The organism is Micromonospora sp. SL1-18 (assembly GCF_047921505.1).
In the GTDB taxonomy this organism is placed as follows: Bacteria; Actinomycetota; Actinomycetes; order Mycobacteriales; family Micromonosporaceae; genus Micromonospora.
Window position 1 is genome coordinate 76,125 of record NZ_JBLROA010000024.1, and the last position, 11,040, is coordinate 87,164.

Consider the following 11,040-nt stretch of genomic DNA (forward strand, 5'->3'; position numbering starts at 1 on the left):
AAGTGACGGTGCGGTATGCGCGAGGTCGATGTCGCCGTGATCGGGGCTGGTCCGGCCGGGCTCTTCGCCGCGTACTACGCGGGGTTCCGTGGGCTCTCGGTGGCGGTGGTCGACGCGCTGCCCGAGCCGGGAGGCCAGGTGACGGCCATGTACCCGGAGAAGCTCATCCTCGACGTCGCCGGATTCCCCGCGATCAAGGGGCGGGAGCTGGTGGCGAACCTGGTCGCGCAGGCCGCCCCGTTCCATCCCGACTACCTGCTCGGCACCCGGGCGGAGAAGCTTACCTACCTCGACGGGCGGCCGGTGCTCGGCCTGGCCGGGGGCGAGCAGCTGCGCTGCGGGGCGGTGGTGGTGACCGGCGGGCTGGGCAGCTTCACGCCCCGGCCGCTGCCGGTGGCCGACGGCTTCCTGGGCGCCGGGATCGTCTACTTCGTGCCGCAGCCGGCCGAGCTGGCCGGCCGGGACGTGCTCATCGTGGGCGGCGGGGACTCCGCCTTCGACTGGGCGGTGACGCTCCAGCCGATCGCCCGTTCGGTGACCCTGGTGCACCGGCGGGACAAGTTCCGCGCCCACGCCTCGACCGTCGCCCGGGTGCGGTCGCTGCCCGTCCGGGTCGTGGTCAACGCGGAGCTGACCCGGCTGTACGGCGAGGACCACGTCACCGGCGCCGAGCTCACCGTACGCGGCGGCGCGGTGGAGCAGATGCCGGCGAGCGCCGTGGTCGCCGCGCTCGGCTTCACCGCCGACCTCGGGCCGCTCGCCGAGTGGGGGCTGACCCTGGACCGGCGGCACATCGTGGTCGACAGCACGATGGCCACCAACCTGCCCCGCGTCTTCGCGGCCGGCGACATCACCGAATATCCGGGCAAGGTCCGGCTGATCGCGACCGGCTTCGGCGAGGCCGCCACGGCGGTGAACAACGCGGCGGTGGCCATCGACCCGACCGCTCACCTCTTCCCCGGCCACTCCTCCGACGGCACCTGACGCCCGCCGCACTCGGGGTCCCTGGAGCAGGTGGGGGTCAGGGGGTGGGCAGGCCGATCAGGTCGGCCATCAGGGCGGTCTGGTGGTCGAAGTACTCGTCGCGGTGCGGGACGGCCCGGTTCAGCCGGCCGAACAGCTCGAAGCTGATCAGCCCGAAGAGCTGGGTCCAGCCGGACATCCCCCGGGCCAGCAGCGCCTCGGGCAGTCCGGGAAAGAACCCGACCGCCAGCTCCGCGAGGTCGGCGCGGACCGGCTCGGGCAGGTCGTCGTCGGGCGGGCTGAGCCGGCCGGCGGCGAGGCCGTCGCGCAGGATGCCGACCAGGGCCAGCGGGGGGCGCTGGGCCGGCGCGACGGTGTCGTCCGGGGCCGCGTAGCCGGGTACGGGGCTGCCGTAGAGCAGTGCGTACTCGGCGGGGTGGGCCAGCGCCCAGGCCCGGGCGGCCCGGGACACCGCGTGCCAGCGCCCGCGCAGGTCGGCCCGGTCGACGGCGGCGTCGGCCGCCTCCACCGCGTCGCCCAGCGCGTCGTACGCCTCGAGGATCAGCGTGGTGAGCAGGTCGTCACGGCTGGGGAAGTAGCGGTAGATCGCGGAGGAGACCATGCCCATGTCCCGGGCGACCGCCCGCAGCGAGAGGTTCGCGCCGTCGGTGGCCAGGTGGCGGCGGGCCACCGTCTTGATCTCGTCGATCATCCCGGCGCGGACCCGGGCGCGGAGCGAGTGAGCGACCATATCCTCACTCTGCCACGGATGAGTGCGCCGATTCAAACAGAGAGCACTGCTCTTGACGATGGGCCGAAGGTGCGTCACGCTCTATTGCGAGAGCAGCGCTCTCGAAACGGATTCCTGCTTCGAAGGGTGGCCACCATGGCCCTGCACGTGATCGTCGGCGCCGGACCCGTCGGCACCGCCACCGCCCGCCTCCTCGCCGAGCGCGGCGACCGGGTGCGGGTGGTGACCCGCCGCGGCAGCGGACCCGAGCACCCCGCCGTCGAGCGGATCGCCGCCGACGCCGCCGACGTCGCCCGGCTGACCGCGCTGACCGAGGGTGCGGTGGCGCTGCACAACTGCGCCAACCCGGCGTACCACCGGTGGCCGGTCGACTGGCCGCCGCTGGCCGCCGCGCTGCTCACCGCCGCCGAGCGGACCGGCGCGGTGCTCGCGACCGTGGGCAACCTCTACGGGTACGGGCCGGTCGACACGCCGATGACCGAGGCGACCCCGCTGGCCGCGACCGGCACCAAGGGGCGGGTGCGGAACCGGATGTGGGCCGACGCGCTCGCCGCGCACCGGGCCGGCCGGATCCGGATGACCGAGGTCCGCGGCTCCGACTACCTCGGCGTGGGTGGCACCTCGCTGGCGATGATGGTGCTGCCCCGGGTGCTCGCCGGGCGGCGGGTCTTCCTGCCGATGGACTGGGACGCCCCGCACACCTGGACGTACATTCCGGACGTCGCCCGTACCCTGGTCGCCGCCGCGACCGACGAGCGGGCCTGGGGGCGGGCCTGGCACGTGCCCAGCGCGCCGGCGGTGCCGATGCGGGACCTGGCCGCTCGCGCGGCGGCCCTGGTGGGCGCACCGGCGCCGAAGCTGGCCCGGATGCCCTATCCGGTGCTCTGGCTCGGCGGCCTCGCCGACCCGACGGCCCGCGAGCTGCGGGAGACCGCCCACCAGTTCGCCCGGCCGTTCGTGATGGACTCGGCCGCCGCCACCCGCACCCTCGGGATCGAGCCGACCCCGCTGGACCGGGCGGTGCCGGAGACGGTGGCGGCCCTGCGCGAACGGCCGGGCGTTAACGCAGCCGGGCTAACGCGGTCGGGGCGTTAACAGGGGGCCCCTGCTATGCGGCAGGCGTTAATAAGGGGCCCCTCCTTACAGTCACTCCTGCTCGGCCAGGGGTCGTCCGTCGAAGTCGACCGCCGAGTAGAGGGCGAGCTTCTCCAGCCGGTGGTACGAGTCGATCACCCGGATCGTGCCGCTCTTGGAGCGCATCACGATCGACTGGGTGTACGCCCCGCCGGCCCGGTAGCGCACGCCGCGCAGCAGGTCGCCGGAGGTGACCCCGGTGGCCACGAAGAAGCAGTTGTCCCCGGTGACCAGGTCGTCGGTGAACAGCACCCGGTCCAGGTCGTGCCCGGCGGCGAGCGCCTTCTCCCGCTCCTCGGCGTCCTTCGGCCAGAGCTTGGCCTGCATCATGCCGCCCATGCACTTGAGGGCGCAGGCGGCGGTGATGCCCTCCGGGGTGCCGCCGATGCCCATCAGCACGTCGACGTCCGACTCGCCGCGGGCCGCCGCGATGGCGCCGGCGATGTCGCCGTCGGAGATGAACCGGATGCCCGCCCCGGTACGCCGGATCTGCTTGACCAGGTCGTCGTGCCGGGACCGGTCCAGCACGCAGACCGTCACCTCGGCGACGTCGGTCCCCTTGACCTTGGCGATCCGGCGGATGTTCTCGGCCACCCCGGCGTTGATGTCGACCACGTCGGCGTACATCGGGCCGACGGCGAGCTTCTCCATGTAGAAAACGGCGCTCGGGTCGAACATCGTGCCGCGCTCGGCCACCGCGAGCACCGCGAGAGCGTTCGGCATGCCCTTGCTCATCAGCGTGGTGCCGTCGATCGGGTCGACCGCCACGTCCACCTCGGGACCGGTCCCGTCACCGACCTCCTCACCGTTGAAGAGCATCGGCGCGTTGTCCTTCTCGCCCTCGCCGATCACCACGACACCGCGCATCGGGATCGAGTTGATCAGCTTGCGCATGGCGTCGACGGCCGCCCCGTCGCCGCCCTCCTTCTCGCCCCGGCCGACCCAGCGGCCGGCGGCCATCGCCGCGGCCTCGGTGACCCGAACCAGGTCGAGGGCGAGGTTGCGGTCGAGGTTCTGGGGTGTCCGCGTCCTGGTGGTTGTCATCACGGCTTCCTCCTCGCGACGTTGCGGGGTGGACCGGCGGGAAGCGGCCGTCGCCGCCGCCGGTTTCGGCGTCGATCCTCACACGATGTCAGCTCCCGCGCCGGAGCGGGGCGGAGGAGGCCAGGATCACCTCACCCGGACGGCTGCGACAATGGGCAGGTGGAAGCCGCACAGCCTGCCGACCGCGTACCGATCGACGCCACCCCGCCCGACGGCCAGCCGCCCGTCCGGCCGACCGTCGGTCCGGCCCTGGCGGCCGGGGAACCGGCCCTGGTCGAGAGGGCGACCGGCCCCGCGCCGCTCGGCCGCGGGGACCGGACGCGCTCCGAGCGGTCGCCGAAGGACATGGCGCTCTCGCTGCTGGTGCTGCTGGTCCCGATCGCCCTGTTGCTCGCCTTCTATCGGGGCTTCCTCGGTGGCGAGGCACCGATCACCGTCGACCCGGCGTCCGCGATCGAGCTGGCCCGTTCGGAGGGCGCCTTCCCGGTCAGCCAGCCGGAGGGGTTGGCCTCGGACTGGCGTACGGTGAGCGCCCGCTACCGGGCCGAGGCGGGTGGCGGGACGCTGCGGATCGGCTACCTGACGCCCGAGGGGCGCGGAGCGCAGCTCGTGGAGAGCAACGTGCCCGCCGACAAGCTGCTGGCTGCCGAGCTGAGCGGCGGCCAGCCGCAGGGCCCGGCCGACCTGCCCGGCGGGAGCTGGCAGCGGTACACCGCCCGGAGCAACGAGCAGGCACTCGTCCTGCTGGAGCCGACCCGTACGGTGATCGTGATCGGTGACGCCAGGGAGAACGAGCTGCGCCAGCTCGCCATTGCGCTGCGTTGAGTCGCTCACTTCGTTCCGTGCCGGGACCCGAATAGTCTGACCGGTTCGTTAGGCTGCCTCGGCCCGACAACCGGCACACGTGACGTGTCCGGACAACAACCGAAAAGAGAACGACGTGAACATTCGACGGTGGAGCGTCGGCGTCCTCGCCGCCGCCCTGTTCGTGCCCGGTCTGACCGCTTGCAAGATCGGGGCCGACTCACCGACCGCCGACGGCAAGTCCGCCGCCTCTTCGAAGCCGGCCGACCCGAAGGAAGCGCTGGCCGCTTCCACCAAGGAGATCCAGAAGGGCAACTTCACCTTCACGATCAAGGGCGGCGAGATCAACGGCGGTGGCACCGTGCACCTGCCGTCCAAGAGCGCCGAGATGAAGATGGAGACCTCCTCCGCCGAGCTGTCGATGACGATGCACTTTGTCTTCATCGACAACGACAGCTGGGTCAAGCTGGAGGTCGGCGGGCCGATGGCCGACGCCATCCCGGGCTTCAAGGCGATGAAGGGCAAGTACCAGCACCTGGACCGGAGCAAGATCAAGGACGCCAAGCAGCTGAACTTCGACTTCGCCGACGTCGACCCGGCGGGCGCCGAGAAGATGATCAAGGCGATCACCGACGTCAAGCAGACCGGTGAGGGCGCGTACGAGGGCACGTTCGACGCCACCAAGGCGGCCGACTCCGACCTGCTCGACGCCGACACGATCAAGGCCCTCGGTGACAAGGCCAGCGGCCTGCCGGTCACCGCGAAGGTCGACGCGCAGGGCCGGCTGACCGAGTTCGCCATCGAGATGCCGGCCGTCGGCAGCGCCAAGGCGCAGACCCTAACCGTCACGTACGACTACGGCTCGGCCGCCGCCGTCAAGGCGCCGCCGGCCGGCAAGGTCGTCGAGGCGTCCGACCAGGTCTACGAGATGTTCAAGGGCTGATCCGAGGGCCGGTCGGGGGCGGCCTCCACCGTCCCCGGCCGGCGTCCGGTGCGGGACGCCCGCGGACCGGACAGGGATTGCCGAACGCCGCTTCAGGGAACAGAGAGGACACGGGCCCGCCCGGGGCCGCCACGCCGGCCGGACGGGGCTCGTGCGCCGCAACCGGCGTCAGGCTGCGGCGCCCCGCCTCCGGCACCTCCGGGCCGGACGACCCACCTGGAGTGGTTTACGTGAAGATTCGACGCTTCAGCGCGGCGGCCTTCGCCGCGGCGCTGCTCATCCCAGTCCTGGCCGCCTGCAACGACGACGGGACGGGCGCGGCGGGAACCTCCGCGTCCCCGACAACCGCCGGCAGCGGCGCCCCGAGCGGTATGCCCGGCACCGGCGACGCCAAGCAGACCCTGCTCAACTCCACCAACGCGATCCGCGACGGGAACTTCCGGTTCACCATGTCCGGCGCGGGCTCGACCGCCGAGGGACAGGTGCACGAGCCGAGCCAGAGCGCGGAGATGCGGATGACGCTCGGCGACCCGTCGTCGGACCTGATGATGAAGCTCGACCTCATCCACTACAAGCCGGACAGCTGGGTGAAGCTGGAGCTGGGTGGCAAGGGCGCCGGCAGCGTCCCCGGGGTGCGGCAGCTCAACCTCGGCAAGTACCAGCACCTCGATCAGGCCCGGATCAAGGGCAACCGGGCGTTGGGCTTCGACTTCGACAAGCTCGACCCGGCCGGTAGCGCCGTGCTGACCCAGGGCGTCACCGAGGCCCGCCAGACCGGCGACGGCACGTACACGGGCACGCTCGACGTGTCGAAGGCGGCCGAGGCCGGCTCGCTCGACCCGGCGCTGATCACCGCGCTCGGGGCGCAGGCGAAGTCGGTGCCGTTCACCGCCAAGGTCGACCCGCAGGGCCGGCTCAGCGAGCTGGTGCTGCAGCTGCCGGCGGCCGGCCAGAGCGCCGCGCAGGAGATCAAAATCGCGTACGCCGACTACGGCAACGCCACCGCCGCCCAGCGGCCCCCGGCCGACCAGGTCGTCGAGGCGCCGCCGGAGTTCTACAACCTGGTCAAGTGAACACGACGACCTCGACGGGACGGCGGTGGCCGGCTCGTCGAGGCGTTCCGCGCCGGGTCGGGGCTCGGCGCCCGCGGGGCGGGTCGAGCCGCCACCCGTCGGCGGGTCAGGCCTCGGTGCGTTCGCGGGCGGCGTCGATGCGGGCCCGGGCGCCGTCCAGCCAGCGTTGGCAGATCTCGGCGAGCTGCTCCCCGCGCTCCCAGAGCGCCAACGATTCCTCCAGCGAGGTGCCGCCGGCCTCCAGCCGCTCGACCACGGAGGCCAGCTCGGCGCGGGCCTGCTCGTAGCTGAGCCGTTCGTCCTTCTTCTCGTCAGTCATGCACCCATCCTCGTGCAGGTCGTCAGCCGTCGACCGTGGCGGTCAGCTCGCCCTCGGCGAGGCGTACCCGCAGCGGGTCGCCCTTGGTCACGTCGGTCGCGGCGCGGACCACCTGGCCGTCGGCGCGCTGGACGATCGCGTACCCCCGGTCGAGGGTCGCCGCGGGGGAGAGGGCGCGCAGCCGGGCCAGGGTGTGCCGCAGGTCGTCGGCGGCGGCGCCGAGCCGGTGGTCCAGGCAGCGGCCGGCCCGGTCGCGCAGCGCGGCGACCTCGGCGGCCCGCTGGTCGACCATCACCTGCGGACGGGCCAGCACCGGCCGGGAGCGGAGCAGGTCGAGGCGGTGCCGCTCCCGGTCGACCAGGTTGCGGACCGCCCGCTCCAGGCGGGACCGGGCCTGGCCGATGAGGCGTACCTCCTCGGTGAGGTCGGGCACGATCCGCTTCGCCGCGTCCGTCGGCGTCGACGCACGGACATCGGCCACGTAGTCCAGCAGCGGCGCGTCCGTCTCGTGGCCGATCGCGCTGACCACGGGAGTACGGCAGCCGAATACCGTCCGGCAGAGCGCCTCGTCGGAGAAGGGCAGCAGATCCTCGATGCTGCCGCCGCCCCGGGCGATGACGATCACGTCGACGGCCGGGTCGGCGTCGAGCACCTTCAGCGCGTCGACGATCTGCGGTACCGCGCTCGGCCCCTGCACGGCGACGTTGACCGTGCGGAACTCCACCGCCGGCCAGCGTCGCCGTGCGTTGGTCAGCACGTCCCGCTCGGCGGCCGAGGCACGGCCGGTGATCAGCCCGATCCGCCGGGGCAGGAATGGCGGCCGACGCTTGCGGGCCCGGTCGAAGAGCCCTTCGGCGGCGAGCAGCTTCTTGAGCTTCTCCAGCCGGGCCAGCAGCTCGCCGAGCCCGACCTGGCGGATCTCGTCGGCGCGCAGGCTGAGCGTGCCCCGGGCGGCGTAGAACTCGGGCTTGGCGTGCAGCACAACCCGGGCGCCCTCACGCAGCTCCGGCGCGCCCGCGTCGAGCACGTCCCGGTTGGTGGTGACGGTCAGGCTGAGGTCGGCCGACGGGTCACGCAGGGTGAGGAAGACGGTGGTCGCGCCGGGCCGGCGGCTGATCTGCGCCACCTGCCCGTCCACCCAGACCCAGCCCAGTCGCGCGATCCAGGCGCCGATCTTCTGGCTGACCACCCGGACCGGCCACGGCTCCTCCGACGTGCTCCGCCCCGGCTCGCTGCCGCCCCGCCCCACCTCACCCTCGCTCACCCGCTCACCCTACGGCCCGGCACCCCGGGGCGGCTGATCATGAAGTTGTTGCCCTTCTGACGGCGTGTCGGAGGCAACAACTTCATGATCAACCGAGTGGGGCGGGGCGAGTTCTGCCAGCCGGTGCCCCGGCCGTGGTACGACGGCGCCAGGTCGCAAGGGTCGCAGCCGCTGCCGGGGAAAGATCGGGCACGTACGATGGTCGGGTGACTGAGGCTGAGACGACTCCCCGGACCGGCAAGCGCGTGCTCCTGGCCAAGCCCCGCGGCTACTGCGCGGGGGTGGACCGGGCGGTGCAGACAGTCGAGGAGGCGTTGAAGCTCTACGGCGCCCCGATCTACGTGCGTAAGCAGATCGTGCACAACAAACACGTGGTGCGGACCCTGGAGGCCCAGGGCGCGATCTTCGTGGAGGAGAACGAGGAGGTGCCCGAGGGCGCCACCGTCATCTTCTCCGCGCACGGCGTCGCGCCCGAGGTCTACGAGCAGGCGAAGACGCGCTCGCTCAAGGCGATCGACGCGACCTGCCCCCTGGTCACCAAGGTGCACCAGGAGGCCCGGCGGTTCGCGGCCGAGGACTACGACATCCTGCTGATCGGCCACGAGGGGCACGAGGAGGTCATCGGCACCGCCGGGGAAGCCCCCGCGCACATCCAGCTGGTGGACGGCCCGGACGGCGCCGACAAGGTGACCGTGCGCGACCCGAGCAAGGTCGTCTGGCTCTCCCAGACCACCCTCTCGGTCGACGAGACCCTGGAGACCGTGGCCCGGCTCAGGCAGAAGCTGCCGCTGCTCCAGTCGCCGCCCAGCGACGACATCTGCTACGCCACCTCCAACCGGCAGCACGTGGTGAAGGAGATCGCCGCCGACTGCGACGTGGTCATCGTCGTCGGCTCGCGCAACTCGTCCAACTCGGTACGCCTGGTCGAGGTGGCCCTGGACGCGGGCGCCCGGGCCGGGCATCTGGTCGACTTCGCCCACGAGATCGACGACGCCTGGCTGGTCGACGCCGGCACGGTCGGCGTCACCTCCGGCGCCAGCGTCCCCGACGAGCTGGTCCAGCAGGTGCTCGCGTATCTGGCCGAGCGGGGCTTCACCGACGTCGAGGAGATCACCACCGCCAACGAGCGGCTGACCTTCTCGCTGCCGCAGGAGCTCAAGCGGGACATGAAGGCCGCCGTGGCCGCCCGCGGCTGATGCGTTGGAACGGATCCATGACCGGGTACGTCCAACCGGTCATGAAGACTCCTCGGACGGTGTTCGTCGCCCTGCTCGCCTGCGCCGCGCTGGCCGCCTGCGCCGGCCCGGGCGCCGAGCCCGCCAGCTCCGGCTCGACGGGAGGCCCAGTGAGCAGCACGCCCAGCCCCGACCCCAGCACCACCCCGAGTGACCCGACCGCGCCCACCGGCCCGGCTCCGACGTCGCCCGGCGCCGCCACGCTCACCGGCACCGTGCAGGCCGGGGTGGAGCCCAACTGCCTGCTGCTGGACGGCAACCTGCTGGTCGGCGGCCCACGCGACGTGCTGAAGGCGGGGGCCCGGGTGACCGTCACCGGCCATCCCCAGCCGGACCTGATGACCACCTGCCAGCAGGGCACCCCCTTCGTCGTCGAGTCCGCGAAGCCGGCCTGAACGGCGACCGCGAAGCCGGACGGACATGACTCCGCCCTACCGGTGGGCCTTGCGGCCATCGGTAGGGCGGAGTGCGGGTGGACCACTGACGTGGTCTCGCCGGAGGTGCTACTTGCGGATCACCGCCACCTTCCACCGGATCTCGGATCCGGACCTGAGGGTGAGGTGCTGCTGACCGGATTCGGTGTACACATCGATGAAGGTGCGTACCTGGTCGCACTGGACGCGCGACCCGTCCTTCTCCTTGTTCACGATGAGCGTCAGCTGCCCGATACCCGAACATGCCACCACGACACGGATCGGGTCCTTGCCGTTCGAGGGGAAGGCAGGAAGCCTTGTGTTGCCCTGCCCCTTCTGTTCGTCGGCCACCACCTTGGTCGTGTATTCGGGCTCGGTCAGTAGCGGAGCCTCCCACCAGTCGGTCGCGGCGGCAGTGGCGGTAGGGGAGCCGGTTGCAGTGCCGGTAGCTGACGACGGGGAATGGGCCGCGGGGTCGGGCCGTGCCGAATTGTTGGACCCGTCGCAGCCAGCCAGCGGAACCGCGACGCAGAACATGGCAACTGTCAGAAGACGCTTGAGGTGCATCAGACTCTCCTTGCCACCCGCTGCTGTTGCTCAGTAGTGGATGTTCCAGCCCTTGCGGTAGGGGGCATAGTAGTCGAAGTACTCGATCGCCGACGTGTTGCAGTTGCTGTACATGTAGTACTTCTTCATCCGGACCTGCTCGCGCCAGACGCCGTAGTCGCCGTAGAGGGTGCTGTAGGGGTTGACGTTGGAGGTGGCGGAAACGCCGGTCGACGCGGTCATGGACGTCTGCACGCCGGCGTTGACGCTGGCGGAGACCTTGCCGAATACCGCCGCCGAAGCCTCGGCGCTCAGGGTGATGCTTGCGTGGTGGGTCACAGTTCCGCCGGTGTCAGCCTTGAAGGTCGCGGAAATGGTTTTGCCGGTGCTGTTGCGGACCTGCCAGCGGTCGAAAATCTTGATGTCGTTCGGCTTGTTGGAGTAGACGCCGTAGATCCAGTGTGGGTCGCAGTAGGTCGAGTCGGTGCACTCGACCGGGAGCCCGATGTCGCCGGACGGGGCGAACGTGCCGCCGCTCCTGCACCCCCCCT

The 11,040-nt window shown here is 71.7% G+C and carries 13 protein-coding genes; 7 read left to right on the forward strand and 6 right to left on the reverse strand.

All coding sequences use genetic code 11. The features are described 5' to 3' along the window. Nucleotides 1-15: 15 nt before the first annotated feature. Complete coding sequence (locus ACNAW0_RS14340; RefSeq protein ID WP_416288325.1) at nt 16-984, forward strand: NAD(P)/FAD-dependent oxidoreductase; 969 nt, start codon at nt 16-18, stop codon at nt 982-984. 37 nt (nt 985-1,021) lie between these two features. Here the strand turns inward: ACNAW0_RS14340 and ACNAW0_RS14345 are convergent, their stop codons facing one another. After that, nucleotides 1,022-1,714 carry a TetR/AcrR family transcriptional regulator gene (locus tag ACNAW0_RS14345; protein ID WP_416288326.1) on the reverse strand — a complete coding sequence of 231 codons (693 nt, stop codon included), beginning with the start codon at nt 1,712-1,714 and terminating at the stop codon, nt 1,022-1,024. 135 nt (nt 1,715-1,849) lie between these two features. Here ACNAW0_RS14345 and ACNAW0_RS14350 point away from each other — a divergent pair, with 135 nt between their 5' ends. After that, on the forward strand, nt 1,850-2,809 hold the full coding sequence (locus ACNAW0_RS14350) for an NAD-dependent epimerase/dehydratase family protein (protein WP_416288327.1): 960 nt from the start codon (nt 1,850-1,852) through the stop codon (nt 2,807-2,809). 51 nt (nt 2,810-2,860) lie between these two features. On the opposite strand, the gene glpX is transcribed toward ACNAW0_RS14350, so the two are convergent. Continuing rightward, complete coding sequence (gene glpX, locus ACNAW0_RS14355; RefSeq protein ID WP_416288328.1) at nt 2,861-3,892, reverse strand: class II fructose-bisphosphatase; 1,032 nt, start codon at nt 3,890-3,892, stop codon at nt 2,861-2,863. A gap of 159 nt (nt 3,893-4,051) precedes the next feature. On the opposite strand from glpX, the gene ACNAW0_RS14360 reads away from it, so the two are divergent. From ACNAW0_RS14360 to ACNAW0_RS14370, 3 genes are all read left to right on the forward strand, one after another. Continuing rightward, complete coding sequence (locus ACNAW0_RS14360; RefSeq protein ID WP_416288329.1) at nt 4,052-4,717, forward strand: DUF4245 domain-containing protein; 666 nt, start codon at nt 4,052-4,054, stop codon at nt 4,715-4,717. 115 nt (nt 4,718-4,832) lie between these two features. After that, complete coding sequence (locus ACNAW0_RS14365) at nt 4,833-5,639, forward strand: hypothetical protein (RefSeq protein WP_416288330.1); 807 nt, start codon at nt 4,833-4,835, stop codon at nt 5,637-5,639. Nucleotides 5,640-5,869: 230 nt separating this feature from the next. Then, nucleotides 5,870-6,712 (forward strand): hypothetical protein, encoded by an 843-nt coding sequence (locus tag ACNAW0_RS14370; protein ID WP_416288331.1) that lies wholly within the window; start codon nt 5,870-5,872, stop codon nt 6,710-6,712. A gap of 106 nt (nt 6,713-6,818) precedes the next feature. Here ACNAW0_RS14370 and ACNAW0_RS14375 read toward each other — a convergent pair whose 3' ends face one another. Continuing rightward, on the reverse strand, nt 6,819-7,031 hold the full coding sequence (locus ACNAW0_RS14375) for an exodeoxyribonuclease VII small subunit (protein WP_416288332.1): 213 nt from the start codon (nt 7,029-7,031) through the stop codon (nt 6,819-6,821). Between the two features lie 22 nt (nt 7,032-7,053). Next, nucleotides 7,054-8,295: an exodeoxyribonuclease VII large subunit gene (gene xseA, locus ACNAW0_RS14380; protein ID WP_416288333.1), complete on the reverse strand. Its 1,242-nt coding sequence runs from the start codon at nt 8,293-8,295 to the stop codon at nt 7,054-7,056. 206 nt (nt 8,296-8,501) lie between these two features. Between xseA and ACNAW0_RS14385 the strand changes: the two genes are divergently transcribed. Then, nucleotides 8,502-9,491 carry a 4-hydroxy-3-methylbut-2-enyl diphosphate reductase gene (locus tag ACNAW0_RS14385; RefSeq protein WP_416288334.1) on the forward strand — a complete coding sequence of 330 codons (990 nt, stop codon included), beginning with the start codon at nt 8,502-8,504 and terminating at the stop codon, nt 9,489-9,491. A 41-nt stretch (nt 9,492-9,532) separates the two neighbouring features. Further along, nucleotides 9,533-9,925, forward strand: coding sequence for a hypothetical protein (locus ACNAW0_RS14390; RefSeq protein WP_416288342.1), 393 nt, complete (start codon nt 9,533-9,535; stop codon nt 9,923-9,925). Nucleotides 9,926-10,033: 108 nt separating this feature from the next. On the opposite strand, the gene ACNAW0_RS14395 is transcribed toward ACNAW0_RS14390, so the two are convergent. Further along, entirely contained in the window at nt 10,034-10,510 is a 477-nt protein-coding gene (locus ACNAW0_RS14395) for a hypothetical protein (RefSeq protein ID WP_416288335.1), read from the reverse strand. Nucleotides 10,511-10,540: 30 nt separating this feature from the next. Beyond that, a partial coding sequence (locus tag ACNAW0_RS14400; RefSeq protein WP_416288336.1) for a hypothetical protein occupies nt 10,541-11,040 on the reverse strand: 500 nt, incomplete at its 5' end.

Excerpts from the sequence above, each read along its gene's own strand:
- ACNAW0_RS14340 (WP_416288325.1), top strand. The coding sequence starts at position 16 with ATGCGCGAGGTCGATGTCGCCGTGATCGGGGCTGGTCCGGCCGGGCTC.
- ACNAW0_RS14390 (WP_416288342.1), top strand. The coding sequence starts at position 9,533 with ATGAAGACTCCTCGGACGGTGTTCGTCGCCCTGCTCGCCTGCGCCGCG.
- ACNAW0_RS14375 (WP_416288332.1), bottom strand. The coding sequence starts at position 7,031 with ATGACTGACGAGAAGAAGGACGAACGGCTCAGCTACGAGCAGGCCCGC.
- ACNAW0_RS14350 (WP_416288327.1), top strand. The coding sequence starts at position 1,850 with ATGGCCCTGCACGTGATCGTCGGCGCCGGACCCGTCGGCACCGCCACC.
- ACNAW0_RS14395 (WP_416288335.1), bottom strand. The coding sequence starts at position 10,510 with ATGCACCTCAAGCGTCTTCTGACAGTTGCCATGTTCTGCGTCGCGGTT.
- glpX (WP_416288328.1), bottom strand. The coding sequence starts at position 3,892 with ATGACAACCACCAGGACGCGGACACCCCAGAACCTCGACCGCAACCTC.
- ACNAW0_RS14345 (WP_416288326.1), bottom strand. The coding sequence starts at position 1,714 with ATGGTCGCTCACTCGCTCCGCGCCCGGGTCCGCGCCGGGATGATCGAC.